Origin of the sequence: Faecalibacterium prausnitzii (assembly GCF_049532945.1) — a bacterium.
GTDB classification, from domain to species: domain Bacteria; phylum Bacillota; class Clostridia; order Oscillospirales; family Ruminococcaceae; genus Faecalibacterium; species Faecalibacterium prausnitzii_N.
The window spans coordinates 2,320,788-2,347,417 of sequence record NZ_CP186691.1 but is presented as its reverse complement, the minus strand read 5'-3'; the positions used below and the strand labels follow the sequence as shown (position 1 = coordinate 2,347,417).

Here is a 26,630-nt window from a genome sequence, read left to right as displayed (position 1 = left end):
ATCGAGGGTTGGCCAAGTTGGATAAGGCATGGGCCTTTGACTCCCAGACCGCCGGTTCGAGTCCGGTACCCTCGACTTATGCTGGTGTAGCTCAGTTGGACAGAGCAGTTGATTTGTAATCTTCAGGTCGTGGGTTCAAATCCCATCCCCAGCTCCACCCACCGTACACCGTAATCGGCACCTCGATGGCATGAGGAAGCGCCGACCCCGCTCCCAACAGACCGCTGCGAAGTGTTCTGGCCTGTTCCATGACTGAGCCAGCGCGGAGCCATATGCCGCGTTCCTTCCGCTTCGCCTTGGACGGATGCGCGCTGTAAGCAAAAAGGTCAAACCAATTCAAGTGCTGCATGCCATGAACGTAAAGGCCCTGTATCTTCAATGATGCAGGGCCTTTTTGATGCCGGCAGAGGGAAGATTCCCGGAAAGATAAAGAGGTGTTTATGCCAGTGAAAAACAACGGCCCCGGCGGAAACAGTCGGGCTTCTACGACAAGAAAATCAAAGGTCGAGCCGGAATACCCGCAATGGGCAGAAAGTAAGATGCGGGCCATTGAGAACAGGCGCTTAAAAGAGCTTCAAGCTGTTGTGCGCGATTCAATGCCTGAGATACTGGCTATCGTTGCGGATGAAATGGATACGGCTTCCGAAAGCATCAGAAAAGATGGATACAGCGACATGGTGCGCCGCATCCAAAATAGATTCCGCATTATGCGTGATCGGCTCAGTCGGCGGCTGAAAACCGATCCGCTGGAACGTGATGTCCGCCGCTGTGCGGATTATACAGACCGCCGCCAGCTCCAAGAATGGCAACGCAGTGTCCGGGCCACACTCGGCATCGACATCAGCAAGGACTTCTTCATTGGTGAGCGGTATGAGCAGATGCTTTCAAGGTGGGCGGAGCAAAATGTTTCTTTTATAACCAGCATCGAGAGCGATTGCTTTGATGATATGGAGAAAATCATTATTGACGGCTTTACAAAGGGCCGAACACCCGCCGCAATTTCAAATGAGATACAGCGGCGCTTCGATGTGACCAAATCGAAAGCGAACCTTTTGGCCCGCGACCAGATTGGCACATTGAGTGCAGACCTGACTCGGACTCGGCAGGAGTCCGCCGGGGTAAAGGAGTACATCTGGCGTTCGTCCGGCGACGAACGTGTGCGCGCGTGCCATCGTGAACTTGATGGTAAGACGTTTCGTTATGATGACCCGCCAGCAATGTGGTACATGACGAAGCGAGGGAAAATCTACACCGGGAGACACTGCAACCCCGGCGAGGATTACCAGTGCCGCTGTGTTGCAAAACCCGTTTTTGACTTTAATAGGCTCAATTCTCAAGCCTTTAAGGAGAAGAAACAATGAATCAGAAAAATCCGCCGCAAGTCCTTCGGAGCGAAATGCGTGCTGACAGCGTGCCTGTCGATGAGCATTACAGCACCGAGGGATATTTTTATGATAACCCCATCCTGACCCGCACGGGCATCTTCAAGTACAAGCTGGAAGATGGTTCGGAACGTCGAGAACTGCGCAGGCCGGAAGATGTGTTTGACCCGGCGAGCCTTGCAAGCTATGAGGGAAAGCCCATCATCATTACCCACGACGCGCAGGTGATAGACAAGGACAATGCCCGCCGGGAGAGAGTGGGAACAATCCTGACTCCCGGACAGCAGGACGGCGAGACCGTCCGTGCCAAAATCGTCATTGACGACCCCGATGCTGTAAAGGCGTCGGGCCTGCGCGAGCTGTCCGTTGGATATTATCAGGATCTTATCATGGAACCCGGAGAGTGGGAGGGGGAGCCTTACGATGCAATCCAGACCCACATCCGCGTGAATCATCTTGCGCTGGTTGCCGTCGCCCGCGCCGGAGATGATGCAAGACTGAACATGGACGGCCAAGACAATGGAGGTACTGACCCTATGGATGACGAGAACAAGAAGACCTGCACCACCATGGACGACGATGCTACCGTGGAACCCGATAAGCAGACTGCGGATGATGGCGAGGGCGCTTCCCCTGCGGCATCGTCCCTTAACCCTGCCGGCATCGAGGCGGCTATCAAGGCATATCTGGCCGCTACTGGCGGTGCAACTGCTGACGATGAGAACGACCCGGCGGCGGGTGGTGACCCCACCAAGCCGACTGAGGACGATGGTGAAGATGATGCCACCACACCCGACGTTCTGGCGGACATTACGGCCCGCCGGGATGCAATGGAGGATGGTCCCGCAAAGTCTGACATCAACACCCTGCTGTCTATGCTGGAGGCTGAGAAAGCCCGTGCGGATGCCGCTGAAGACGATGTCAAACAGCCGCCCACAGAAGATGAGGACGACGCCTCTGACAATGACAGCGGCCAGCTGAACCATGATAGTCTCGACGCCATCGTCAAGAAGAAGGTCGGCCAGCGCATGGAACTGTGCCGTCTGGGCGACAAACTGCATCTGGATGGCATGGACACCCTGCCTGTGATGCAGGCAAAGAAAAAGGTCATCAGAACTGTTCTGCCCGGTATGCGTCTGGACGGGAAAGGCGACGCATACATCAACGCGGCTTTTGACATTGCCAAGGGCAAGGTCAATGGCCGCAAGACCGTGAACGATCAGCGTCGGCAGGTGTTCAATGCGGATTCCGCAAATGCGGCGACCCGCAATGCGAACGCCAAAAATGACCCCGACGCCGCTCGTACCCGCATGATCCAGCGTCACGCTGGCGAAAAGGAGGACTAAGCTATGAGCAATATGGCTGTACAGATGAATTACGGTGAGCCGAGCCGCGGCATGCCCGGTGGCCTCTATGACCGGGCCGAGTATGAAGCCGTGACCCGCCGCAACAGCGCAGAGGATAAGGCGCTGTGCTTCGGATACGGTGTCGTGCAGGGCGCAGAGCCGGGAAAGGACATTGCGCTTCCTGCAACGGGCTCAACTGCTGACAAGTTCGAGGGCGTTGTGATGTACAGCGCCAATGTCGAGATGGACGATGATGGTGCCGTACTCCTGCGGAAGAACCAGATCGTCGATGTCTGTCAGTCCGGCAAGCTGTGGGTGCAGCTGGTCGATTCGGTGGAGCCTGCTTATGGCCAGCCCGTGTACCTTGTGACCACTGGCACAGACGCCGGAAAGTTTACCCCGACCAAGGGAACCAATCTGGCAGTGAAGGCGCGCTTCATCGGCGCGGCCGTGAACGGCATCGCCCCTGCCCAGTTCGTGACTCAGCTTTAAGGAGGTAGGAACCTATGTCTAAATTCAATCCTTTCGACCCCGCAAACGGTTACAGCGAGGAGGACCGCGTCGCTCTGGAGACGAAGTGCGCCTCGCTGATTAACCGCGCCTATCGGAACCCGTTCCCTGGCGCTTCGCTTCGTCACGATGGTGCGGACAATGCGGGCATCTTCTTTGCCAAGCAGCTGGCGCACATCAAGACCAAGGCATACGACAAGGAGTTCCCGGAGCTGTCCGGCCTGAAGCTGTTCCCCCAGACAAGCGATACGGATGAGGGTGCAAGCTACATCGAGTACTACTCCTATGAGCCTGTCGGCTTCGCTGCCATCATCGCGAACTACGCTTCGGACCTGCCCCGTGTTGATGTGAAAGGCACTCCCCATCGTGCCGAAATCGTCAACATCGGTGATAGCTACGGTTACAACGTGCAGGAGCTGCGCGCATGCCGCCGGAACGCCGTTCTGGGCATTATGAAGTCTCTGGATGCTGTCCGCGCCGAAGCCGCCCGCCGGGTCTATGATGTCAAGGTGAACCACCTGATCTGGAACGGCGACGAGAAGGCAAAAATCGTCGGTATCCTTTCTTCGGATAACAATATCCCCATCTACACACTGAAGAACGGCGCTGGTGGCAAGGCTGACTGGGCAAGCAAGACTGCCGATGAGATCGCCGCCGACATTGCCGGCATCCTGAACTATATCGACACTCTGACCCAGAGCGTTGAGCACCCGGATAGCTGGGTTATGCCGAATGACCTGTACACTGCTCTGAACCTGCGCCGCATTGACGGTACTGGCGAGTCTGTGCTGTCTTACATCAAGGAACACACCCCCCAGATTAAGAACTGGGAGACCGCTGGTGAGCTGTCCAAGAGCAACAAGGACTACAACACCACTGGAAAGAACATCGGTCTGCTGTACACCAAGGACGCCGATAAGATGTACCATGATGTGCCTATGGCATTCCTCCAGCATGCGCCGCAGGACCGCAACCTCGAAATCGTCATCAACTGTGAGGGCCGCGACGCCGGAATGGTCATTCCTTATCCGCTGTCCGCCTGCCTCGTCTACGGTCTGTAAGATAAGAAAGGAGCCTGCTTATGAAAATCAAGAATATCAGCGTGAAGCCGATTCGCATTGGCGATGTCTCCCTGCTCCCCGGCGAGACCGCACAGGTCGAGGCTGTCTATGCTGATGCAGTGGCGTTCTACATCAGCATGGGCTATGTGCAGGAAGTTGCGGAGAAGAAAACCCGTGGCAAGGCAAAGAATCCCGATGCAGAGCCTGACGCCATTGCGGAGGACACCGCAGAGGATGAGTCCTGATGGATGCCGTCGATGCAGAGGCAATCACCAAAATCGTGAAGATGGTGGGAGCTGAGTTCAAAGGGGCGTCCGATGAGGATATCAAGTTCTGGATTGAGCTTCAAGCCCCTGTTATTTCCCGAAAGAAGTTTGGCGCTGATTATAATTTGGCGCTGGCTCTTTTAACGTGCCACGCCATGAAGATGGCCGGCAGCGGCGACAACTCGCTGGGAACCATCGCCAACACTGGACGCCTTGCCAGTGTATCCGAAGGTGGCGTAAGCATTTCCTTTGCGACGTCTACTGCGGGAACAACGGGGGACGCAGCCTATCAGCTCACATCGTATGGGTTGCAGTTCATCGAGATTCGGAACAGGCATATCGTTCCCATTATGATTCGGTAAGAGGGTGAATGTATGGCTATTGCCGGAGAATTTGGGCTCGAACTGACCCCGGAGGGAAGAGCAGCACTGTCAATGCTGGATGAACTGGAAGACATCGTTGTTGAGGTCGGATACCAAGCCGATCAAATGGCGATTGACGGCGAGACCTCGCTGGCAGAGATTGCCTATTGGAATCACTACGGGACTTTGCATAAGGATGGTTCCGTGATGATTCCAGCACGCCCGTTCATGGATGCACTTCAAAAGCACCCCGATGAATTGGCGGAGTTCTCACAGCAAGCGGCGTCGAACCTCAATACCGCTGAAACTGTGGCAAGCGCAATCGGCGCCCAAGCCAGTTCTATGATTCAGGACGCTATCAGAGACGAAGATTGGGCGCCTAATGCGCCGATTACGGTTGAGGGTGGATGGATGGTAAACGAGTACGGCAAAAATGGCCCTGTCCCGGTTCATATTGACGGAAAAGGCTCTACAAAGCCTTTAATTGACACTGGAACCATGAGACAGCAGTGTGGATTCCGCCTTATGAAAGGGGAAAAATGAACATCTTCAAACGGCCTTACAAAGTGCGGCGGTACGGAAAAACCAGCTGGGAAGATGGTGTGGCGTCCGCCGGGTATGAGGATGTGCGGCTTATGCTGGATGTCCAAGCCAAGACGAGAAGGAACCAAGATGACCCGGCGGGCCGGACAACCACGGGAACGCTGACGGTGTACAGCGATATGGAGCTTCACCCGGCGGAGTCTGACGACCAGACAGACGGTGACCGCCTGTTCTACATGGGAAAGTGGTACGTCTGCAAGTCGTCGGTTTACTGGGGAAACACCATCCTGTCACACTGGATTTCGGAGTTTGAAGCAGTCGATGGCGAGAATGAAAGGGGGAAGAGAGACGATGACGGAAGCTGAGTGCAGGGCCGAGATTCGGAAGTTTTTCATGGAGCTTTACCCTGCCTGCACGGTCATTTACTCCTACCCCGGCAATGCGGCCCGCCCGCCTGCGCCCTACGTCGTGCTTGACTTTAATGCTGCCGACAGCTCTCAAATTGACGAGTACGTTGATGATGGAATTTTGCAGCAGACGTGGTACATGACCATGCCGTTTTCTGCGGAGCTGGTTGCGCAGAGCAAGGTGGTTCATGGCGGCGGAGTAAAAAAGGCTCTGCCGTCAACAGTTGTTGACGACCTTGCCCAGAGCATCCGCTTTTTTCAAAGCCCCTACGCAGAGGACAAAATGCGCCTGCTGAACATTTCGGTAACGGCCACAGGAAACCTAGAGCAAATCTATAACAGCGTGTCCGGTGTGGAACGGGCGCGCTGTTCTTTTTCTGTGGATTTCATCCAGAGCACGAAGGAGTATGCAGCACTGCATCCGCAGGACGGTGAATACATCGCAGACCACGATAGTGCGGCATCGAAAAAGCTTGCAGATATGCAGGCTGGATATTTCACAGAAGTTGAAATTGAACCACAAATCAAGGAATAAAGGAGTGAGAGCATGACCATTGACCAAATCATCAAGGTCGATATTGCCATTTCGGAAGCAATGGCAATCGACGGCGGCTATGACACCATCCTTATCATCGGCCCCCTGCCGAAAACTCCCGGCGGTCATATGACTCCCGATGTTGCTGGTTATACCGGTACGCAGGATCTGAAGAGTGCCGGCTTCTCGACGGACGACCCGGTTTATATCTCCGCCTCTAAGGTCTTTTCGCAGTCGCCCAAGCCCAGCATGGTGATGGTGGCCGTTCAGAAAACCACCTCTGGTTCGACGGAAAAGGTGGACGTCACCCTTGACCGTGCAAAGGCGGTGCCGGGGTGGTACTGCATCTGCCCGGCGGGCATCAAGGAGGACTTTTACCAGAGCATTGCGGACTGGACAGAATCCAACGAGAAGCTCTGCGTCTGCGAGACTACGGGCATTTCTGCATCGCCCGTTTCCGATGCGATGTTCCGAACGGCCGTTATTCATGCAACGAAGGAAAACGACTGCGTGAATGCGGCATATGCGGCCAAGTTCTTGTCGTATGAGCCGGGTAGCGAACTGTGGGCATATAAGTCCCTCAGCACGGTCGAGGCGCAGAGTCTGTCCACCACGGACATTTCCAGCTTGGAAAGCCGCAACGTCTCGTACTACACCACTATCGGCAGTCAGGCAATGGTGCAGGGCGGCAAGGTATCTGCAGGCGAGTGGATTGATACGATTCGCTTCCGCGACTGGCTCAAGACTCGGATTCAGCAGAATGTTATCAACCTGCTGCTGTCTCTGTCCAAGGTTCCTTACACGGATCCCGGCATCGGTCTGGTTCAGAATGCCGTGACTGCGGCGCTGGATGCGGGCGTGGAAGCTGGCGGCATTGCACGGCCCTCCAGCGATGAAACAACCGGAACGGTCACCCCGTCCTATACCATTACCGTGCCGAAGGCTGCAGAGCTGGATGCGGCGACACGCAAGACTCGTGTGCTGCCGAAAGTAAAATGGACAGCACAACTGGCGGGTGCGCTGATTGCAGTGGAAATCGGCGGTACGCTGAATTATTAAGCGAAAGGAGATGTGCTAAATGGCTCGTGGCAGTGTTCACGTTTATTCTTTTAAGAATGTCATCTGCGCAATCGGCTCCCATATGCCGAGCGGCTTTGCGGCTGATAACTGCATCACCATCACGGAGCAGGGCGACGGCATCACCGATGAGGCGGGTGCCGACGGTGAGGTTGTAGTCTCCAACTCCGACGACCCCCGTTATGAAGTTAAGATGAACTTCAAATACGGCTCCAAGACAAACGCAGTGCTACGCAAGTACTACAACCTGCAAAAGCAGTCCACCGGCGGCTATTTCTTCCCGCTGATGATTCGTGATTTGGGAGATAACCCCCAGTTTACGGCATCTAAGGCATGGGTGTCCAAGCCCGCGCCCATCGTGTACGGCGCAAAGGGCGGCGATCAGGAGTGGACCATCCGGTGCGTTGGCGAGTTTGCCCCGGAATAAGGAAAGGATGATGTAACATGAAAATGAAACGGATGGAGATGCAGGAAACGGTAGTTGGAGACTATACGTTTCGCATTCGCCCTCTGGGTGCTATGAATGCGGCATACATCTTCGGTGATGTCGCGGCGGTGGTTCTTCCCATCATTGGCACGGTGGCACTGTCCAGTGGAGACGAGGAAAGCGCAGACCTTGACATTTTCGAGGGCGTTGACCTTGATACGAAGTCTCTGGTTACAGCGCTGAGCAACATCAACGGAAAGACGCTGACTCGGTTGATTTCGGAACTTCTTTTGGAGCACAGCAATGTCAGTTTCTTCGATAAAGATGAATCGAAGTGGCGTCCTATGACAGAGGATGACTTTGACGAGATCTTCTGCATGGCCTTTGCTGGCGCGCTTGGCCTGTGCGCCGCAGTGATTCAGCAGAATTTCAGCGGTTTTTTCGGCGATATCGGCACCCTCTTTGGACGCCTCATGAGCGCACGCAAGGGGATGCGCTTGAAAAATACGGAGAGTTTGACCGAGCCCAAGTAACGGGCCTTGAGTGGATACTGTATACGCTCATCCGGGAACGAGTGGCAACAATGACCGAATTAAAAGAAGAGTACAACCTCGACGAAGCGCTGAAATTGTACGATTTGATGATGATGGAGCGTGATATAGAATATCTGAAATCCGTATATGCCGAGAGGGAAGGACGGTGATTGAATGGCAGCGAAAGAAATGGTGATTGGAAAGTTTATCAATCAGATCGGATTTCGCATTGACCGCAGCACTGTCCAGCAGGTGAAAAACACTGTTGAAAGTGTAAAGTCTGGAATAAAAACCGTTCAGGGCGTTGCGGATGAAGTGAAAAAAAGCGTCAATGACAACATTGACGAAATCCAGAAAAAGGCTCAAAAGGCACGGAGCGAAACGGAAAAGCTTCCTGAGTTTAAGCCGGACCAAAAGGGCACACAAAATGCTAAAAGTGCGATAGATGAAATCAAGGATTATGCCAAGAAAACGCTTGGAGCGCTTGGCATAGGATTCTCTCTGGCGCAACTCAGGAGCTTAGCAGAAGAATTTGGTGGCATTAACGATGCGATTCGTGGCGCAACCCGCGAGTTGGGCGACCAATCGGAAATTCAGCAGAAAATTCTGAAAGGTGCGCAAGACTGTCGGGAAGAGTATGGCGCAATGGCTGGAAGCGTTACAAAGTTAGTCCAGCAGAACGGCAAACTTTTCCCTGTGGACGATGCTGTGAAATTTGTTTCGCTGGTTGAAAAGCTCGAAAAGGGTGCTGGCCGGGAAGCGAACATAGACAGCACTATGGACGTTTTGACCGAGGCCATGTCCTCTGGAAAGCTGGACAAAACTGGTTTTGCGAATTTGAAGTCAAAGGCCCCGGAGGTCGTCAATGCCATCTCTTCCGCAGCGGGAGTATCGGAGGCCCAGCTTCAAAAGCTGGCAGAGAGCGGAAAACTTTCGGCCAAGCAACTGAAAGATGCGTTCTTCGCGGCAGAAAGCGACATTCAAAAGAACTTTGATGAACTTGGCTTTGGAATTGGAGACGCTCTTACCTATGTCAGAAATCAGTGGGGACTTTGGATTGCGGGCATGGACGATATGTTCAATATTACGACCCGCATTGGAACCGAAATAAAAAATATAAGTGATTTTCTGATAGGGAAAGCGCAGAAATTTACATCGTGGCTCAAGAGCGTTTCAGACAAGCTGGGCGGCGTGGAACAACTGCTGAAGTTAATTGCGCTGGCGGCAACGGCACTCTTCCTTGCAACAAACGGGAACAAGGTGCTGTCGTTTCTTAGCGGGGCCGTAAAGCTGCTGAAAGGATTTAATGTCCAAACGGCGCTCGCGGCCGCAAAATGGCTTCTGCTGTTCTTGGTGCTTGAAGATGTGTTCACGTTCTTGCAGGGCGGGGATAGCGTCTTAGGGCGCTTCTTAAGCGATGCTGGCGTGGATGTCGATGCGCTCAGGGACAAAATTTCTAATTTCTTCTCTAATGCAAAGCAATTCGGCAAGGATGCCCTTGGCAATCTAAAGCAATTTTGGAACGAGCACGGCGATAGTGTGCTTGCAGTTCTGCAATGGCTTTGGCAGGGATGCACGTCTTTGGCCGCAGACCTTATATCTCTTGGCGGGCATTTCTTTGGTTTACTGGGCAGTCTCCTTACTGGATTTCAAACTAAGGATTTCACGCAATTTCTCCAAGGGTGCAAAGATTTATGGCAGGACTTCCTTGATTTGCTGAATGATGCAGGGCGAATTGTCTTCGGTGAATTGTGGGATCCGCTGGTGGATTCTATGAATGGCGCATGGAATTTGCTGAAAGGATTCTTTAATTGGTTCGGAGAGAAAATTCAGTGGGCTAAAAATCTTTGGAGCGGAATCAAGGGATTTTTCGACGGAAATGATGGCGATGGGGATGGCGACGGGACGACGAAGCCAAATCCTAAGAAGCGCAATAATGGCTCTTCTGGCTCTGGCATTGGAACGGCTGTTGGAGCACTTGCATCGGGCGGAAATGCTGTCTCAAGCAAGACCGTGATGACGGCACCTTTGGCATCCCAGACCACCAACAATAAGTCAATAAACGTGAAGCAGGAAAATAAGCAGCAGTACACATTTCAAGTCACGGAAAGAGCTGCTGCTGACCGTCTGAGCACTACGGTGCGTTCGCAGGAAACACAGTCCACGGATGAATTGGCAAGAGCGTTAAATTACGGGAGGTGATGCGCTGTGCTGGCAAAGCAACCTGCGTCCCTCGGCGGATTTGAGTTCGATGCAATCATCAAGAGGTCGGAAACGATGACCAGTGATGTGCCGGAGTATGCAACAGAGGAAGGATACTCCATCACGGACAACATCTGCCTAAAACCCCGTGAGCTGGAAATCGAAGCCATCATTACCAACAGCCCTGTCACATGGGCTGAGCAACACGCGGCATCGTCAAGCCGTGTTGAGACGATGATTGAAGAGCTTCGTCAGCTGTGGCTGAAAAAGACTCCGGTGCAGTTTACCGCGGCTGGCGACAGCTACGAGAATATGTGCATCACGAGTATTACGGCCCCTCGAACGGTTGAGGACGGCAGTAGTACCCGGTTGACCATCAAGCTGAAGCAAGCGTCTATCAACTCCACCGATATGGCAAATATCAGCGTGAAGTACATTCGCGGAGGAACATCTAAGAAAAACACGGGCGCTGGACAGAAAAGCTCATCGTCTACATCTGGTACACAGAAAGACGAAAAAGCCACAAAATCTAGCATTTTGTGTTCTGGCGCAAAAGCCATTGGCCTTTTCAAGTGAGGTGTGCAAATGGAATACTACGAGATTTCTGTTCCAGACCGCAATGATTCGGTAATGCGCGTAAACCTTGACGGCACATACTACTACCTCCGGGTTACATGGAATGCTTACGGAGAGTTTTGGATGCTGAGTACCTACGATGCAGATATGCAGATGAAAATCGGAATGGCAAAGCTCGTGCCGGGGACGATCTGGAACTTCTACTATCTCAACTCGAACGGCCCGCCGGGAATCCTTGGCGTTCAAACGGACAAGGAACGCATCGGGAGGCAGGATTTTGTTGATGCGGTGGCTCACCTATACTATCTGCCGGCTGAACAGATGGGGGTGCAGTGATGGAAAACTTTGACCGTCAGTACAGAGTACGAATCGGAAAGAACAATTCCATGGGCCGAGAACTCGGCAAGCCGAATGAGTCAACAGGCAGGGCGCTTCGGTGTCAATTCTCCTGCGAAGTTGGTGACAGCTCAAGCTCCAACACCGGAAAAATTACGCTGTGGAATTTGGCAGATGAGACCCTGCGCCTACTGGAACAAGAGGACTGCTTGATTGAGCTGAGTGCAGGGTACAAGGACGACCTGCCCACGATAATGGGCGGAACGCTGACGTACTTTGAAACTGAGCAGAGCGGCGCCGATCAGCAAACCACAATAGAGTTTGTGGACAGCTTTACATCGTGCCGAGACAACACGGTAAGCCTCAGCTATTCCGGTACGGTTTCGGGAGATAAAATCGTGCGTGACGCGGCGCAGATTATGGGCTGTGAGGTTAAATTCTCAAAGTCCGCTAAGTTGATAGACTTCACGAATTTTGCGTTTGTAGGGGCAGGAAAGACCTTGATTGAAAGGGTTTGCAACCGCAGCAAAATGCGCTGGAGCTTGCAAAACGGAATTGTCCAAATCTGCGCATTGGACGAGCCGATAACGATGGCCGCTTATGTGCTGTCCGCAAGCACGGGCCTCATTGGCTCTCCGAAACCCGTCTTTGAGTCTGCATCGACGAGCGATAAAAAGAGCAGTAATGCTTCCAAGCGTAAGGCGAAAAAGGGCATCGAAGTCACCTATGCACTTAATGGTCATATCCAAGTGGACGATTATGTGAAAGTTGACTCGAAGCCGTACAAGGGCAATTATCGGGCGTCCAAAATCAAATTTACTGGCGACACAGAGGGCGACGACTGGAAATGTGTAGCGCTGTTTGTGGAGGTGAAGTGACGTGAAACAGGATTTTCTTGATGCAGTATCTTCCCTTGTTGGGCGGCTGATGGAAGATTCGATTCATACCTCTGCACCCTCCAAGGTTGGAAAGGTAGAGAATAACCATACTGCGAAGCTCACCCCTAACCTCAAGGTGACAACGGATGATGGCCGAGAAGTTCCTTACCCGGAAATATCAGGCGCCATCATTCTGATGCCCTGTGGAGCAGGTGGAACGGTCGGCTTTGCCTTTCCAGTGAAGTCGGATGACGGGTGCCTTGCTCTCTTCAACGAGGGCGGCTCAGGAACAGACCTCAAATGGGATCTCTCGAATGCGGCTTTGCTTCCGGGCCTTTACCAGTCGCCGGGTGAGCAGGTGAAAAAGGCCGGGAGCGAAGAAGCGGCCATAATGTTTGCACCCAGCTCCACTATCACGGTCACGAAAGACAAAATCGAAATCAAAAAGGATGATACCAAAATTACGGTGACATCTGATTCCATAAAAATGGAAAAAGGCAGCACGACTGTTACGGCATCATCTTCGAGTGTTGATGTGACGTCTCCGAATTTGAACATCAAGGGGAATACCAAGGTGAATGGCAATATCTCGGTGACGGGAAACGTGACGATTTCCGGTACATTAACGCTCGGCGGAATTGTGATGAATACGCACACGCACGTCGGTGTGCATGGACCGACTGGAGGACCTGTGTAATGGCTTTGAAAGACCTTGCGCTTTCCAAAAGCGGAGACCTGCTGATAAACGAGAGCGGAGATTTTACAATCATCGACTCGGTTCGGCAGGGCATTCAAATCAAGCTGAGGTGGATTAAAGGCGAGTGGGTCTTTAATCCTGAAATGGGTGTGCCTTATTTTGAGTCGATTTTAGTCAAGACGCCAAACCAAGCACTTATCGAAAAAACGCTGCGTGACCAGATTTTAAGCGTGTCTGGTGTTACAAGCGTTGGTTCGATAAATCTTGCAATGGACAAGAAAAAACGAACTCTCTCTGCGAAGTTTACCGCAAAAACGACGGAGGGAGAGGTGGAAAGTGAGGTGGAGCTTTCTCATGGAGTATGGAATAACAGCTGATGGCTTTTCGATGCGGCGGCTGGACGAAATCTATAATGACTCCTGCAAAAGATTTGAGGATGAAATCGGTGTAAACCCGTCCGAGAATCCGCAGAGCCTTATGAATGTGCTTTTTACGATTTTTGCCGATGCCCCGGCAGAATTGTGGGAAGCATTTGCGGCCAGCTATCAGCAGCTCTTCCCGAATACCGCCGAGGGAATCGCACTGGACAACGCCATGCAGATTGGCGGCGTCAACCGCATCGGGCAGGCGCGCACAAAATATACGCTGTCCTGTACCGGGCGTGAGGGTACGGTGATTCCGGCGGGCGCTTTGGTGCAGTCGAGTACATATCCACAGCGCCAGTTTCAGGCAAAAGGAGTGTCCACGATTTCCAGTGCAAACTGGAGAAGAATCGGCATTCGGCCAATCGAAAGCGTGAGCGGAACGATTACGTTTGAATTTGGCGTGTCCAGAAATGCGACTTCGGGTGAAGTGGGAAGCTATTCCGAGTCGGCCAGCATCACAAAACAGCTTTCGGTGAGTTCGTACAGTGATGCTTACACAAAAATCCTGGCAGAGCTTCAGAAATTCGATGCGCTCACGAAGTTTGGAATCAAGGTCGAAGATTCCACGGATGAACAGGGAAACCACACGATTGTGCTGTCGGCTTCTGGTGCGGCTGACAGCTTTTCTGCGTCTCTTTGCAGGTACATTACGGTTGTTGACGTGACCAGCAATATCCTTTTCGAGAGCGTCGAATACGGAAGCTATGTGCAGGCAGATAAAACCATTAACCAAATTGTGACTTCTGTTGACGGTTGGGATTCCTGCATAAATGAGATCCCGCCCATAAAGGGCAGGTTGACCCAGAAAGACTCTGAGGCTCGCACCAGCTATACCAACCGCGTGGCAAGCCGCGGTACAGGAACAGTCAATGCCATTGTATCGCTGCTTTATAGCGACGTAGAGGGTGTGACGTTCGCCGCGGGCTATCAAAATGACGATGATGAAAAGGATGCGGCTGGTCGTCCGCCGCATTGCATCGAAATTGTTGTGCAGGGCGGTTCGGATGAAGATGTTGCGGGCATCATCTGGGAAAACAAATCAGGCGGAATTAGGGCGTATGGAAGCCATTACGCTTATGCCACCGACATAAACGGAACGCGCCAGTATGTTGAGTTTACCCGCGTCAACGATGTCTATTTGCTGCTGTCGATCAAAGTCACGAGCGCTGGTGGTCTGGATGACGATTTTGAAGCGAGAATCAAATCCCTGCTGATGGAAGAAATTCTTTCGGCGGGAACATCGGTTAGGCTACAGAAGTTCATCCGGCCTATTATGGAGAACGTGTCCGGCGTTGATTATATCGAGATTCGGGGGCTTCTTTCCGAAAGGCCGGATATTGAGGGCGTGGAGGACAGCGCTATGCTTACGGGCGTCGTCCCGGTCAGCATCAACCAGCAACCGGTTGTCACTATGAACGGAATTCGGGTGGTGAAAGCATGATTTCGGCGTATAAAGAAATGTACGCTAAGCTCCCGACACAATTTCAACTGGAAGCGTATGAAGAAAGCTGTTTGGGAAATTATGTGTGCGACACGCTGGAGGACTTGAAAAATCTTCCTGATAACTGCGTGATGGGCAGTACCGCAAGAGTGATTAGCCCGTTGACCATTTACCGAAAGAATTCTGAGGGAAAATGGATTCTGCAAAGAACGGCGAACAGGGGGTGAAACGGTGGCATTTGAAGCACTGAGCGAAAAGCCGCTTAGAGTAGAGAAAATGTCTGTGCTGGATGGAATCGTTTGGGCCTTTGCGCCTGAGTACGAACATTTAATGCTCGCACTGGGCGGGTTTGAGTGGATTAACAACATCGACAAGTGCAACGGCGTTTTGCTCAACCGAATTGGCCAGCTGGTATGCCTTACTCGTCAGCAGGCTGGGGCGATGATTGGAAGCCGTGAACTGGCAGACAACGATGATATTTATCGCGTCTGCTTGAAGTACAAGGCTTACGTCAATTCGTGCCGCTGTACGCCGAACGAGATTATCGAAGCAACCAAAATTATCTTTGGAGCGACAGAAGTTGTATACAGTGAGCGTCGCGATGTGCCTGCGACCATTTACCTTTCGATTTCCGCGCCGTTCTCGGATTTGGTTCTGTCCATTTTGGGAACGCACGACTTGGTGGTTCATCCGGCGGGCGTAAGAGTCAGAATCAACTGCTCAACGGAGGATGCAGAGACGTTTGGCTTTGTGGATCTCAATCCGCGAGTTGCAGGATTTGGCGAGGGAATGTTTGCACAGTCCATCAATTAACAGGGGGTGATTCTATGGCGGATGCGCGTTCGGGGGCAGAGCTGACCGACTATTCCAAGGTGGCGTTCTCGGCTGATGGCGTTCGGCAGGAAATTTCGATTGACGATTGGCGCAATGGATGGGCCGCGATCGTTGGCGGTTTGAACGGCAAACCAACAAGCCAACAGTTTAACATGGTGTTTTATGTTCTGTCTGTGCTCATGAATCAGAACATTTCGGATGTTTCAGCGGTCAAGAACACAGCAAATGCAGCATTGCCGAAAGAGAGCTTTACGGCGAAACAGATTGTAGCCCTGCTTTCCAAGTATGGGCTTATGTCTGGGTGCAACGCGGATATGCTGGATGGAAAGCATGCGGACGAATTCGCTGCGGATAAGCACAGTCATGCAGCAAGAGACATTACAAGCGGAAATTTGCCGATCGAACGTGGTGGCACTGGCGCGGGAACCTCTGCTGATGCGTGTCGCGCTCTTGGAGCCATGCGGAACACAGGCGGCACCTTTACGGGAACGGTCTATTTTGCAAATGGTACGATGCACTACGTCGGCTCTGCGGGAGATGCGCATTTTAGGTCGATGACTGCGAGTGAGGACATTCATGCGAAACGAGTGTTTGAAGCGGTCTACAACGACTACGCGGAGCTGATGCCCCGCGGCGAGGATACTGAGCCGGGTGACATTATTGCACTGGATACTAACAGCCAGCAAGAAAAATATGTCAAAGCCACAAATCTTTCGAGCCGCATTGCCGGAATCCATTCGGACGAATACGGGATGCTGATCGGCGGAGAGCAGGTCAATGATGGGGAGGATTTCTTGGAAAAGAATCTTCCCCTTTTTATCCCGGTTTCGCTTGCCGGACGTGTCCACACAAAGGTTATTGGCCCGGTGAACACGGGAGACTGCATTGTACTTTCCCATATTCCGGGTGTTGGTCGTGCGGCGAAACCGTGCGAATATGTTGACCCGTGCAAAGTGGTTGGTTATGCGGTCGAGGGTGACAATCTGACCGAACAACGGCGGCTCAAAGTCAGAGTGAGAGGTGCTTAATGGCTAACTGGGGGCAAAAAGTCTACCCCTCGGACTATGCGGAAATCAAAGCCTTGCTCAAGGCCGAGGTAGGGAGACGCGGAAAAACAGAGGGAACAGCACGAGGGCAGAGCGTTGGCAGTATGGCGAGTTATAACGGCTCTGCATACGACTTCTCGACGCAACCGACGGCTGGAGCGTACATCAAAAACGAACATATCCAAAAAATTACAAAGCCGCTGGATGCGATCAAAGGAACATCGATCACACCCGAAAATGGGGCGCAGATCACAGCGAGCAGGCTGAGCCAAGCGGCAGCAGTGCTAAGCGAGCTGAGCGCGATCCCGGAAAATGCTGCATCAAGCGGGTGCTCTGGCCGCTGCTCTGGCTTGTGTTCCACGGGATGCAATACGGCTTGCACGAGTTGCACCGGCTCCTGCACGGGGAGCTGTACTGGGTCTTGCGTGGCATCGTGCGCCAATGATTGCGCTGGCGGATGCAAGGGGAGCTGCCAGGGAACGTGCACGGGGTCCTGCACGGGAACCTGCACTAGAGCGTGTGCCAATAACTGCTCCAGCACTTGCACGGGGTCCTGTACGGGGTCCTGCACGGGTTCGTGTACTGGAACGTGCACAAAGGCGTGTGCGAATGATTGCGCCGGCACTTGCGCGGGGTCCTGTACGGGAAGCTGCACGGGAAGCTGCACTGGAAGTTGCACCGGAGGCTGTAACACAACTTGCACGAAGAATTGCGCAAATAACTGTTCTGGTTCCTGCTCCGGCGGATGTTCGGGCGGCTGCTCTGGTTCGTGTGATGGGTGCTCTTCGACTTGTGAGGGCGGCTGTGGAAGCAGCTGTTCTGATAATTGCTCAAGTAAATGCATCCAGCAATGCAGTTCGACGTGTGCGAATGACTGCTCCGGCAGCTGTGTGAACCTTGGTTGTGCATTCAACTGCGGAAGTGACTGCTCTAACCATTGCTCCGGCGGCTGTTCTGGAGGCTGTGGCTCTCAATGCAGAAGCGGCTGTGACGTCTTTTGCACGGGGTGCAGTTCAACGTGCGCAGATGACTGCTCCGGATCCTGCAAAGGTGGTTGTAGTGGCTGCTCTGGCTTCCTGTGGAGCAAATCGTAATGAAAGGAGAAATCCAAATGGAGACAACGCTTCATTTTGCACAGAATGCAGATGCAGGAACGGAAGAATCCTATCTCAGGAATCTTCCGCTTCTGAAGCTGCTCGCAAAAGAGAACATTGAAGCAGACGATTGGAGCGTCCTGCTTGCGGCAACGCCGAATAATGAGGACAAGTTGTTGTGGTGTCTTGGTTACACGGGTACCCTCTGTGCGCTGGACGCAACGGACTTTGATGATTGGGTGGTTTACTGCTCTACGGTGGTTCTGTCTGCGCTGGAGGCGTGCGGGGTTGAAGCGCCCGATGAACGGAAGAATCTTCTGTCCATCGGGCTGGCGGCGCGCACATTCAATTTTTCTGGCAACCCGGTGACAAAAAATCTGAAATGCGCAGAAACGATTCAAGGCGCGGCAAGCTATAACTGCACTGAGGATGCCGACATTTTTTCGATGTGGTATCTTTTGCAGGTGCTTACTGAGTATCTGCGGCTGGACTTCAACGGCAATCTCCGGGAACTGATTGACGCTATGAAAACCATGAACAAGATTCGTGACCGTTACCGTCAGATCGCAGACCGCCTCCCGAAGATGGATGCCTGCTAAGGAGAAGAATATGAAAGCCATTAAATTGACCACGGCGGAAAGCGAAGCAGTGGAGCGAGCTTACTATGAAGCAAGCTCTTTTGAAGCGCTGATGGCGGTTCTGTGCCGTCAGCTTAACGCAGATGCGAATTCGGAAACTGCAAAGGTGATCCACCATTATGCAGAACTGTGCCGTGCGGCTCAAATGAAGCTGAAGATGGCGCAGGAAATGGTGCTTTCCCGGCATCTTGACCCGCAGACGTCGGCGGGTGTGCAGTACAGGTTTGATTTTGTTCGAGAGGAGGTCGTTCTCCTTGAAGCAACGGCGAATTGAGGATTATGGAAACATGGTCCAAAGGCTGTACGCACGCGATACTGCGGCTGAGAACCGCGTCTGTTGCCGGAACATTACGTTTCAGGTGACAAGCGGGTGTAATCTCAGATGCTCATACTGCTATGAGCACCACAAGAGCGTTGAGAGAATGAGCATCGAGACCGGGCGAAAGATTGTGGATTATATCCTTGACCTGTACGAGAAAAACGAGTCCGATTTCGTGAACCAGAATACGCAGGCTGTTGTGCTGGATTTCATTGGTGGAGAGCCGTTACTTGAAGCCAAGTTGATTGAGCGAATCTGTGATTACTGGTTCTCGGAGTGCTACCGCCGCGAGATTCCGCTTGCACCGTTCACGAGAATCAGCTTTGCAACAAATGGAAAGCTCTGGTTTAGTCCGGAAGCCCAGCACCTTTTTGAAAAGTACCATGAAATGATGTCTGTGACCGTCAGCATCGACGGCATTCAAGAACTGCACGACAAGTACAGAGTGGATGAGCATGGGGTTGGCAGCTTTTCGCTGGCATGGAAAGCATTTCAGGCAGGAAAAAAGGATTTTGGGTGGCTTACGTCCAAAATGACCTTTGTTCCGGGATCTTTTCAGTACATTGCCGACAGCATCAAAATGATGCTGGATGAGGGATGCGTGGAAATCGCCTGCAACTACGCTTATGAACCCACTTACACTCCCGAAGACGGTCGCGCACTGTATGAGCAGATGCAGACGGTCTCTGACTACATTATTTCCCGACGAATGGATGTCACAATTACGATGCTGGACGACCTTTTGGGCGGACAGGCAAAGGATGATAATAACTTCTGCGGCGGCACCGGTGCGATGTTGAGCTTTGCGCCGGACGGGTCTGCTTATCCCTGCATTCGATATGCCCCGATTTCCATTGGCGAGGAAAAATCGCAGAAAGTCCGCTTCGGCAGTGTCTATGATGGTCTGTATACCACGGAAGCTCAGCGTCAGGCAAAAGCAGAGCTGGACGCCATCACGCGTACATCCCAATCTCCGCAGGAGTGTTTAGAATGCCCTGTATCAGCTGGCTGTGGCTGGTGCAGCGGCCTTAACTATGAATTATTCGGTACGGCCGATGAACGCTCCACAGCCATTTGTTGGGCGCACAAAGCGCGCGTTCTGGCAAGCTGCTACTATCACAATCGCCGTTATCTGGAAATCGGAGACTGTCTCCCTATCGAGGTGAGACTTCCGGCCGAAGATGGGCTGAAGATTCTGCCCGCCGAGAAATGGGCGGAATTGATGCACATTGAGACGGCGGCGCTTATGAAGCTTGCTGATGAAATCGGGATTAGCTGAAAGGAGGGAGTGCAATGGCAATCCTCATTGCCGATACCAAGCTGGAAACAGAAACTGATGCTTGGTATCAATTTTATGTGGATAAGATGTCTGACATCGCGGACCTGCCTACAAGCCAATCGACGGGTGCATCGTACAAGGTGAAGAAGCTTGCCCGTCCGACGAGCATTGCATACTGCATTGAGATGGCGGCTGTGTATGCTCTGGATGGAGCGGACCAGTGGCGGCTCATGTATGCTTTGCGCGAGGATGTGGCAGACGCTTTGCTGAAAAGCGTTGAGGAAATCAAGCGGCTTGTGGCAAACACCAGTGCTTCAGAACAGGCGGCAGCAAATAGCGCTTCCTCTGCTGAAGCCAGTAGGATCGCGGCCAATAAGTCTGAGAAAATTTCCGCCGAATGTGCTTCATCGGCGTCGGCAAATGAACGTGCGTCGAGAGACAGCGCGGCAGAGGCACGAGCTGCTGAGGGAAACACGTTGAACTACATGAATAGGACGCTTGATATTGCAAATCAAGCGGCGGGTTCTGCGTCATCCACCAACTTTGCATTTGGGCCGGATGCCGATGGGCGATTCTCGTTTTTTATCCGGAGAAGCAGCTGAAATCACAGATTCCGTGATTTTCTAACAAAAATCAGACATACAGATGTCACATGGCTATAATCTGGAAAGGAGTTTCTATGTTCAAAGTTATGCAGCAGTACGGCACCGCAGCCCAGCCGGCTACGGTGTACTACTGTGACGATGAAGCGGATCTGCAGAATATCAATTCCGCACCGATGGGGGCGCAAGCGCTGGTTATCCACACGGGCAATATCTACATCGCCGATTCTACCGGGAAGTTCTACCCGATGTAAGGATGGTGGCGTATGATTGATATTTTGACCTACGCAATCGCCCGCAGGAAATCAGCAGCAAAATTGGATGAACTGTATAGTCAGACAAAAGCTGTTGCGGATGCGGCAAAAGATAGCGCAGAGACCAGCAAGGCCGCTGCTGAGACATCGAAGGATCTGCTGAACAAGACGACGGCTGCGGCCCAGCAGGCTGCGGCAAGCGTTGCTTCTGCAAGCTATGCACTTGGCCCGGACGAGAGTGGCCGACTGTCGTTTTTCATCAAGAAAAGCACCTAAAAAAAGGGGGTATAAGAAATGGCTGACACAACATGGGAACTTATCAATCATCCTATGAGCGATGAAACCGGTCTGGAACTGGCCGCTCAAATGAAACGCCAAAATGACATTTTGGCAGGTATTGCTGCTGGCACTGCCGGCGCGGAATTCGTGGATGCAACATTCCGCGGTCTGCTGGATGGCAAAAATACCACAGAAATCTTCTGGAGCTGGTGGCCGCTGTCTGCCGGTGATGGCGTGACGAAGTATCAGCGTCTGGAACGCTTTGCGAAAATGCTCGCAGAGAGCGCTCGCAGCAAAACCTACACTGTTCGCTTCTACAGTGATGATGTGAGTGGTGATTACACCGGTACCCCGCTGGATGATCTGGCAGACGGGCGTGAAGCGGCACCACTTCTGACTGACACCAGCCCGGAAACCGCAGACTGGTCGGAAGAAGATCCTTTCACCTGGTACATTCGCGCCAATGCACTGTCCTTGGAAGATGGCACCATGAATGTGCTGGCAGTTGAGGGCGAAACTGGCTTTGACCTTTCTGGTGAAACTACACCTGTCTACTGCTTCGCTCTGTCCTTGATGCTGAAGGAGTGGGAGGATGGTGCCTACATCTATAACAGCTGGCGCACCTTCTCTGGCGGCGGCTATGAACCTATGGCTGGCGATGTGGCCCCGGATAAGAGCCGTCGCTGGCTGACATGGCATCCTGCATTCTACGGCGGCAAAAATTCCAAGGGCGGAATGACCAGCGGTGCTGGACTGCCCCCGATGCCGTGGACAAGCGCCAATGCAGCTATCCCTCTGGCTCGTAAGATTACCGCTTATGATGCCCTGTGGACTGACTGCGACCAGCAGTATGTTCTGGCCCAGTGGCGGCTGCGCCATTGGACGCTGAGCAACAGCGGCAAGCTGGAGGGCTGCACGGGCTATAATTACCAGTACAGCCCTGCTGTGGCGGAAACTGGAGTAAAACGAGTGCTCGTGACGAAAGCGCAGGGGGCAAATTTCCTCGTGGGCTCTGCTGTGTGTATGGGTGAGCGTGGCGAGAATACGGGAACAGACCGCAACGCGGACTATAATCACAATATCTTTAACTGGGCCAAGATTTCCAGCATTACCAATGTGACCGTGAGCGATACCGAGTATGTGGCTCTGAACCTTGAGCTGAATGCTCCCATTGACACTACAACCACAATGCTGGTCTCTACTATGCCGTGGGAGTCCGGCACGACTGAGGGAGTTCCGGGTCACAGTGATGGATGCTGTGGCAATTTGACAAATGGCAAATATCCGTACCGTGTGGCGGGCATCGAGATGCAGATTGGCGCATACGTCGAGCAGCTGGACCCTCTGTGGAAAGCAAGCCTCGTCGATGATGACCATTGGCATTACGATGTGTTCTCCTGCAAGAGCGGTGAGAAGCAGGTTGGTTCTATTTCTTCGGACTATGCCCAGATCGGCTCCTTCGACCTGAACGACAAGGCAACTTGGTCGTGGCATTATATCCGCAAGCTGGGCAAGCTGGGCGCGGAAGCCATGATGTATGAAAAGTTCAATGGCAGTGGCTCTACCTATGTACGGGCTGCGTTCTGTTCGCCCGGTTCGGCGGGCGTGTACGCCCCTTGGCGCGGTGGCGCCCTGCTTGACGGTGCTGTCTGCGGCCTGCCTTGCGCGTTTGGCGACCTTTCCCCGGCGTGCTCGTGCTGGGCCGGCGTGCCCCGGCTTGCTGGATCGGGCAAAAAGAGAGGGTGAATATGTGCCGTAGGCACATAGAGGGGGTGTAACCCCCGAAACCCCCGTAGACGATTTCTCCCGCTTGTGGCGATGGTTTACCATCGCCACAAGCCGATTGTTTTTGGAGCAATGAAGCGGCGTGTGGCTGCGTTCTGTTCGCCCAGTTCGGCGGGCGTGTACGCCCCTTGGCGCGGTGGCGCCCTGCTTGACGGTGCTGACTGCGGCCTGCCTTGCGCGAATGGCAACAATTCCCCGGCGAACTCGAACTGGAACGGCGTGCCCCGGCATGCTGATGATAAAATAGCCCTCAAAAGGGCATAAGCGTTTCATTGCGCCTGTGGCTTGACCACTAAGATCATGTTATACCGACACCACGCAGCCGCGCGTTTCGAGAGATACGAACGCATTGGTGAGAGCGTGGCCGCAGTTTTTGGGACTGCGTGGCGGCGAGTAGTAGAAATCCGTTCTGCCTGATTTAAGGCCGGGGACGGCAACCGAAAGTCGTTGAACATCAGCAAGTTTGGAGGCTTTAAGGATATGAAAACAAAGAGGTTCTTACAGCTCACGCACGCAATGTGTGAGCAGGCTGTCCTTGAAGCGTTTGATAAAAAATGGTTCCGCCGGGATTACCTCGCTACGGTGGAGAAATATGGAGGTGTGAGCCGTGCAGAATTATCGCGCGCCGCCCGGTTAAACGACTGGAATCCGCGTTTGGAAGCAGTGAACAGCATTGCTCTCGAAATGGAACAACGCGTGGAAGACCTTGTGGAGGGCGAGACGGACGACCTCGACCTTGAACCTGTGAGCGTATTTTATCGAATTGATGGAATCAGCATGAAACGGCGTGAGCTGTCCAACTGCCACCCGATGCACCAAGCCTTTGGGCATTTGGCGGTGATTGGACTGCGGCCGCTGCTTCGCGCAAAATTGCTTCCATATCAATTCGCCAGCATCCCCGGAAAGGGACAGATTGCTCTAAAACGTCAGGTTGAACGTTGGCTTCGCAGGAAAAGTCTTGGGATTCAACACGCAGTCAAGCTGGATGTGCAGGGGGCGTATGCCCATACGAAACAGGCTGTCGTGATGGATATTCTGCGGCGTGAGATTCCGAGTGCGACATGGTTGCTGGCGGTCATCAACTGCTTGCTGGCGATGGCACCGGGCGAGGGACTGCTCATTGGCGGATACCTCGAAGCGTGGCTTTTCAACCTTGTTGCCAGCTATATGCTGGTAAAGGTGTTGAGCTATGCAAAGACTCGCCGAGGAGCGTCTACGCCGTTTGTGACCCGCAGCGGTAGCTATATGGACGACCTTGTTCTACTTGGGCGACGATGGGCCGATATACAAAGTGCGGCCCGGAAATTGACTAAGTGGGCGCTGGCTGAATTTGGGCTGACCATAAAAACCGAGTGGGTTCGGGTGGATTTTCTAAGCGCGGCTGAAGAACATCAGCGCCGACACATGACTGGAGCGGCGAAAGGGTGTCCGGGCTTGGATATGGCTGGCTATGTGATGCACCGTACCTACACCACGATACGTCCCAGAATTTTTCTGAGGGCTCGGCGGCAGTACATTCGAGCCAAGGCTGATGTTTCACGAAATGGATATGTGCCGGTCTGGCGGTCATACAAGCTGGTCAGCTATAACGGCTATTTTGACTGGACAAAATCTCGTGCAATCAGCGAAGCCCTAAAACAGAAAAAGCTGTTCACGGCCGCAAAAGTAGCAATCCGCGTAACGGCACAAAGAAATGCAATGAAGAAAGTGAGGATAACAGCATGATTTTTACCGAGAACCTTGACCATAATCCGCAGGCGGTAACGCTGGAAAAACTGCCGGATGGTACGGCTTGGCTGTACCTGCGTAAGGACGCTCATGAGGTGCGAACCGAGGCTCCCGAAGGAGAGCAGGGCGGTACTTCGTGGGAGTGCACCACGGCTCTTTGCAAGTTGGGTTCCGATTATGCAGAGGAAACCGTGGAAAGCATCACGGCGGCGGCTGATGATTGGTGGGTCTATGCAGAAGCATGGACGACCGCTGATGAAGCTGCGCCCTCTCTGGAAGAGCGTGTGAGCGTGCTGGAAACTCTGTTTATGGGAGGCGAACTGTAATGGGCAAGGAGCAATTTTATCGCACCATGTATCGCATGAAGAAAATCACCGCCGTTGGCGTATGGGAAAAAGTGGATGAGGGCGAACTGACGAAAGCTCAGGCACTCCGCATCTGCGGTCCGCGCCCGAAAGAGTCCTGACGGGAAGGTGCTTTGATTGAGCCGAGAACAAAAGCTCGAAGCTCTATTGGCATCTGCGGTTCATCTTCTGGATTGCTGGGAGGATATTTCAGTTGAGACAGGAGAAGAGCCGGAAAATTATGGTGAGCAGAGAGCAATCCTGCAAGCCGAATACGATGCTATAAAGTGTTGAGAGAAGCCGTGCTGATGGTCAGCGCGGCTTTTTTGTTTGAAATGGAGGTGGATTGATTTTGATTTCCCCGTATAAGAACACTTTCAGAGTATCGCAAGCATATAGGCATCTGAGGTCAGATGGCACATATCACCAAGGCTATGATCTCGTTGGCATCGGAGACAAGCACATTTACTCTCCTGTATACGGTACGGTCATTCGCGCTGGATGGGAGTGCGCAACGCTCCCCAAAAAAGGTTTTGGCCAGCGCGTTGTGCTTAGGGTAGGGCGCACGAACTACTATATGTATTTCGGGCACTTGTCGCAAATCAATGTGGCTGCAGGTCAAAAACTGAAGCCGGGCGATTTGATTGGTGTTGAAGGGAGCACGGGTCACAGTACTGGAAGCCACCTGCACTGGGAAATTCGCATCAATGACATTAAGACGGGCTATGTGTCGGTGTATCATTATGCAGGAATCCCCAACATGCCGGTTCGGCAGCGTATACGTCTAACTGGGCGGCTGAAATCTTCGGCCCCGGAAATCTGAAGAAATCGACCAGTGGTTATCCGCAGCGGCTATACAATGCCGCGCTTCAAGGAGCACTGGGCATCAACCAAGACGGCATCTTCGGTGCAAACACTGAAAAGGCCGTCAAGGCGTTCCAAGCAGCGCACAATCTGACTGCGGACGGCATCGTTGGAACGCAGACAAAGGCGGCGCTTTCTAAGCTGCTTTGAGAAAGGGGATAAGGTATGAATACTGCTACTATCATTACGGTTGCTATTATGGCTGTGGCGTTGGTCGTTGTTGCGGCCTGCATGATTCGTCTGGGATACAAGGCCCTGCTGGCCGAATGGGCGATTGAGGCCATCACCAAGGCCGAAAAAGAGTTCGTTGGCACCAAGCTGGGCGAAGCCCGTTTGGCGGTTGTCGTGTCGTGGCTGCGCGCAAAGGTTCCTGCTCCTTTGCGTTTCCTGGTCACGGACAGCCTGATTCAGAAAGTGGTGCAGGTGACCTTTAATGCAGCCAAGGCAGGGCTGGAGGTGCTGAAGGATGCTTAAACGGTGCGTGGAATGGCTCTTAGACCGTCTCCCCGTCACGAGATGGATTGAATTGCTGACACTCACCGACGACTGAAAGGAGGATA

35 protein-coding genes and 2 tRNA genes are annotated in these 26,630 nt (G+C 53.0%); 36 read left to right on the top strand and 1 reads right to left on the bottom strand.

Features of this window, described 5'->3' with window-relative positions:
• Positions 1-2 precede the first annotated feature (2 nt).
• The 23 genes from ACNQFG_RS11795 (at position 3) to ACNQFG_RS11685 (ending at position 16,866) form a co-directional block, all read left to right on the top strand.
• Positions 3-75: transfer RNA gene (locus ACNQFG_RS11795), tRNA-Gln, on the top strand.
• Positions 76-80: 5 nt separating this feature from the next.
• Positions 81-157 (top strand) — tRNA-Thr (locus tag ACNQFG_RS11790).
• A gap of 283 nt (positions 158-440) precedes the next feature.
• Positions 441-1,361, top strand: coding sequence for a minor capsid protein (locus ACNQFG_RS11785; RefSeq protein WP_423405051.1), 921 nt, complete (start codon positions 441-443; stop codon positions 1,359-1,361).
• On the top strand, positions 1,358-2,728 hold the full coding sequence (locus ACNQFG_RS11780; protein ID WP_423405050.1) for a DUF2213 domain-containing protein: 1,371 nt from the start codon (positions 1,358-1,360) through the stop codon (positions 2,726-2,728). Before ACNQFG_RS11785 ends, ACNQFG_RS11780 begins: the two co-directional genes overlap by 4 nt.
• A gap of 3 nt (positions 2,729-2,731) precedes the next feature.
• Positions 2,732-3,220, top strand: coding sequence for a structural cement protein Gp24 (locus ACNQFG_RS11775; protein ID WP_423405049.1), 489 nt, complete (start codon positions 2,732-2,734; stop codon positions 3,218-3,220).
• Between the two features lie 14 nt (positions 3,221-3,234).
• Positions 3,235-4,299 (top strand): major capsid family protein, encoded by a 1,065-nt coding sequence (locus ACNQFG_RS11770; RefSeq protein ID WP_423405048.1) that lies wholly within the window; start codon positions 3,235-3,237, stop codon positions 4,297-4,299.
• Between the two features lie 20 nt (positions 4,300-4,319).
• Positions 4,320-4,544 carry a hypothetical protein gene (locus ACNQFG_RS11765; RefSeq protein WP_022257333.1) on the top strand — a complete coding sequence of 75 codons (225 nt, stop codon included), beginning with the start codon at positions 4,320-4,322 and terminating at the stop codon, positions 4,542-4,544.
• Positions 4,544-4,927: a DUF4054 domain-containing protein gene (locus ACNQFG_RS11760; protein WP_423405047.1), complete on the top strand. Its 384-nt coding sequence runs from the start codon at positions 4,544-4,546 to the stop codon at positions 4,925-4,927. Before ACNQFG_RS11765 ends, ACNQFG_RS11760 begins: the two co-directional genes overlap by 1 nt.
• 12 nt (positions 4,928-4,939) lie before the next feature.
• Positions 4,940-5,470 (top strand): hypothetical protein, encoded by a 531-nt coding sequence (locus ACNQFG_RS11755; protein ID WP_423405046.1) that lies wholly within the window; start codon positions 4,940-4,942, stop codon positions 5,468-5,470.
• Positions 5,467-5,835 carry a hypothetical protein gene (locus tag ACNQFG_RS11750; RefSeq protein WP_423405045.1) on the top strand — a complete coding sequence of 123 codons (369 nt, stop codon included), beginning with the start codon at positions 5,467-5,469 and terminating at the stop codon, positions 5,833-5,835. The genes ACNQFG_RS11755 and ACNQFG_RS11750 overlap by 4 nt, the downstream gene beginning before the upstream one ends.
• The gene (locus ACNQFG_RS11745) at positions 5,780-6,412 is read left to right on the top strand and encodes a phage neck terminator protein (RefSeq protein WP_423405044.1); all 633 of its coding nucleotides are present in this window, start codon (positions 5,780-5,782) and stop codon (positions 6,410-6,412) included. Before ACNQFG_RS11750 ends, ACNQFG_RS11745 begins: the two co-directional genes overlap by 56 nt.
• Before the next feature lie 12 nt (positions 6,413-6,424).
• A complete protein-coding gene (locus ACNQFG_RS11740; protein ID WP_423405043.1) occupies positions 6,425-7,471 on the top strand; it encodes a DUF3383 family protein in 1,047 nt (348 codons plus the stop codon).
• 19 nt (positions 7,472-7,490) lie between these two features.
• The gene (locus tag ACNQFG_RS11735; RefSeq protein ID WP_022257327.1) at positions 7,491-7,916 is read left to right on the top strand and encodes a phage structural protein; all 426 of its coding nucleotides are present in this window, start codon (positions 7,491-7,493) and stop codon (positions 7,914-7,916) included.
• Between the two features lie 17 nt (positions 7,917-7,933).
• Positions 7,934-8,449: a phage tail assembly chaperone gene (locus ACNQFG_RS11730; protein ID WP_423405042.1), complete on the top strand. Its 516-nt coding sequence runs from the start codon at positions 7,934-7,936 to the stop codon at positions 8,447-8,449.
• A 174-nt stretch (positions 8,450-8,623) separates the two neighbouring features.
• Positions 8,624-10,651 (top strand): tape measure protein, encoded by a 2,028-nt coding sequence (locus tag ACNQFG_RS11725; RefSeq protein ID WP_423405041.1) that lies wholly within the window; start codon positions 8,624-8,626, stop codon positions 10,649-10,651.
• 6 nt (positions 10,652-10,657) lie between these two features.
• A complete protein-coding gene (locus ACNQFG_RS11720; RefSeq protein WP_022257323.1) occupies positions 10,658-11,227 on the top strand; it encodes a phage baseplate protein in 570 nt (189 codons plus the stop codon).
• Positions 11,228-11,236: 9 nt separating this feature from the next.
• Positions 11,237-11,563, top strand: a complete 327-nt coding sequence (locus ACNQFG_RS11715) for a phage baseplate plug family protein (RefSeq protein WP_022257322.1) — start codon at positions 11,237-11,239, stop codon at positions 11,561-11,563.
• Positions 11,563-12,441, top strand: a complete 879-nt coding sequence (locus ACNQFG_RS11710) for a phage protein (protein ID WP_423405040.1) — start codon at positions 11,563-11,565, stop codon at positions 12,439-12,441. The genes ACNQFG_RS11715 and ACNQFG_RS11710 overlap by 1 nt, the downstream gene beginning before the upstream one ends.
• Before the next feature lies 1 nt (position 12,442).
• Positions 12,443-13,138, top strand: coding sequence for a hypothetical protein (locus ACNQFG_RS11705; RefSeq protein WP_423405039.1), 696 nt, complete (start codon positions 12,443-12,445; stop codon positions 13,136-13,138).
• Positions 13,138-13,515 carry a hypothetical protein gene (locus tag ACNQFG_RS11700; RefSeq protein WP_022257319.1) on the top strand — a complete coding sequence of 126 codons (378 nt, stop codon included), beginning with the start codon at positions 13,138-13,140 and terminating at the stop codon, positions 13,513-13,515. Before ACNQFG_RS11705 ends, ACNQFG_RS11700 begins: the two co-directional genes overlap by 1 nt.
• The gene (locus tag ACNQFG_RS11695; RefSeq protein WP_423405038.1) at positions 13,493-15,004 is read left to right on the top strand and encodes a hypothetical protein; all 1,512 of its coding nucleotides are present in this window, start codon (positions 13,493-13,495) and stop codon (positions 15,002-15,004) included. The genes ACNQFG_RS11700 and ACNQFG_RS11695 overlap by 23 nt, the downstream gene beginning before the upstream one ends.
• 231 nt (positions 15,005-15,235) lie before the next feature.
• Positions 15,236-15,817, top strand: coding sequence for a DUF2612 domain-containing protein (locus ACNQFG_RS11690; RefSeq protein ID WP_423405037.1), 582 nt, complete (start codon positions 15,236-15,238; stop codon positions 15,815-15,817).
• 14 nt (positions 15,818-15,831) lie between these two features.
• The gene (locus ACNQFG_RS11685) at positions 15,832-16,866 is read left to right on the top strand and encodes a hypothetical protein (RefSeq protein ID WP_423405036.1); all 1,035 of its coding nucleotides are present in this window, start codon (positions 15,832-15,834) and stop codon (positions 16,864-16,866) included.
• A 130-nt stretch (positions 16,867-16,996) separates the two neighbouring features.
• Here ACNQFG_RS11685 and ACNQFG_RS11680 read toward each other — a convergent pair whose 3' ends face one another.
• A complete protein-coding gene (locus tag ACNQFG_RS11680) occupies positions 16,997-17,728 on the bottom strand; it encodes a hypothetical protein (protein ID WP_423405035.1) in 732 nt (243 codons plus the stop codon).
• Positions 17,729-17,995: 267 nt separating this feature from the next.
• Here ACNQFG_RS11680 and ACNQFG_RS11675 point away from each other — a divergent pair, with 267 nt between their 5' ends.
• The 13 genes from ACNQFG_RS11675 (at position 17,996) to ACNQFG_RS11615 (ending at position 26,544) form a co-directional block, all read left to right on the top strand.
• Complete coding sequence (locus ACNQFG_RS11675; RefSeq protein ID WP_022257313.1) at positions 17,996-18,577, top strand: hypothetical protein; 582 nt, start codon at positions 17,996-17,998, stop codon at positions 18,575-18,577.
• Between the two features lie 10 nt (positions 18,578-18,587).
• Positions 18,588-18,890, top strand: coding sequence for a hypothetical protein (locus tag ACNQFG_RS11670; protein ID WP_022257312.1), 303 nt, complete (start codon positions 18,588-18,590; stop codon positions 18,888-18,890).
• Positions 18,891-18,903: 13 nt separating this feature from the next.
• Entirely contained in the window at positions 18,904-20,214 is a 1,311-nt protein-coding gene (locus tag ACNQFG_RS11665; protein ID WP_423406589.1) for a radical SAM protein, read from the top strand.
• 14 nt (positions 20,215-20,228) lie between these two features.
• Positions 20,229-20,816, top strand: a complete 588-nt coding sequence (locus ACNQFG_RS11660; protein ID WP_423405034.1) for a hypothetical protein — start codon at positions 20,229-20,231, stop codon at positions 20,814-20,816.
• A gap of 77 nt (positions 20,817-20,893) precedes the next feature.
• Entirely contained in the window at positions 20,894-21,070 is a 177-nt protein-coding gene (locus tag ACNQFG_RS11655; RefSeq protein ID WP_423405033.1) for a hypothetical protein, read from the top strand.
• A gap of 12 nt (positions 21,071-21,082) precedes the next feature.
• Positions 21,083-21,346: a hypothetical protein gene (locus ACNQFG_RS11650; RefSeq protein WP_423405032.1), complete on the top strand. Its 264-nt coding sequence runs from the start codon at positions 21,083-21,085 to the stop codon at positions 21,344-21,346.
• Positions 21,347-21,400: 54 nt separating this feature from the next.
• Positions 21,401-23,095 carry a hypothetical protein gene (locus ACNQFG_RS11645; protein ID WP_423405031.1) on the top strand — a complete coding sequence of 565 codons (1,695 nt, stop codon included), beginning with the start codon at positions 21,401-21,403 and terminating at the stop codon, positions 23,093-23,095.
• Positions 23,096-23,581: 486 nt separating this feature from the next.
• Positions 23,582-24,859: a hypothetical protein gene (locus ACNQFG_RS11640; RefSeq protein ID WP_423405030.1), complete on the top strand. Its 1,278-nt coding sequence runs from the start codon at positions 23,582-23,584 to the stop codon at positions 24,857-24,859.
• Positions 24,856-25,188, top strand: a complete 333-nt coding sequence (locus ACNQFG_RS11635; RefSeq protein WP_022257305.1) for a hypothetical protein — start codon at positions 24,856-24,858, stop codon at positions 25,186-25,188. The genes ACNQFG_RS11640 and ACNQFG_RS11635 overlap by 4 nt, the downstream gene beginning before the upstream one ends.
• Positions 25,188-25,328 (top strand): hypothetical protein, encoded by a 141-nt coding sequence (locus ACNQFG_RS11630; protein WP_022257304.1) that lies wholly within the window; start codon positions 25,188-25,190, stop codon positions 25,326-25,328. The genes ACNQFG_RS11635 and ACNQFG_RS11630 overlap by 1 nt, the downstream gene beginning before the upstream one ends.
• Positions 25,329-25,552: 224 nt before the next feature.
• Positions 25,553-26,029: a M23 family metallopeptidase gene (locus ACNQFG_RS11625; RefSeq protein ID WP_423405029.1), complete on the top strand. Its 477-nt coding sequence runs from the start codon at positions 25,553-25,555 to the stop codon at positions 26,027-26,029.
• A complete protein-coding gene (locus tag ACNQFG_RS11620; RefSeq protein ID WP_423406588.1) occupies positions 26,008-26,220 on the top strand; it encodes a peptidoglycan-binding domain-containing protein in 213 nt (70 codons plus the stop codon). Before ACNQFG_RS11625 ends, ACNQFG_RS11620 begins: the two co-directional genes overlap by 22 nt.
• A gap of 15 nt (positions 26,221-26,235) precedes the next feature.
• Positions 26,236-26,544, top strand: coding sequence for a hypothetical protein (locus tag ACNQFG_RS11615; protein ID WP_423405028.1), 309 nt, complete (start codon positions 26,236-26,238; stop codon positions 26,542-26,544).
• The last annotated feature ends 86 nt before the right edge of the window (positions 26,545-26,630 follow it).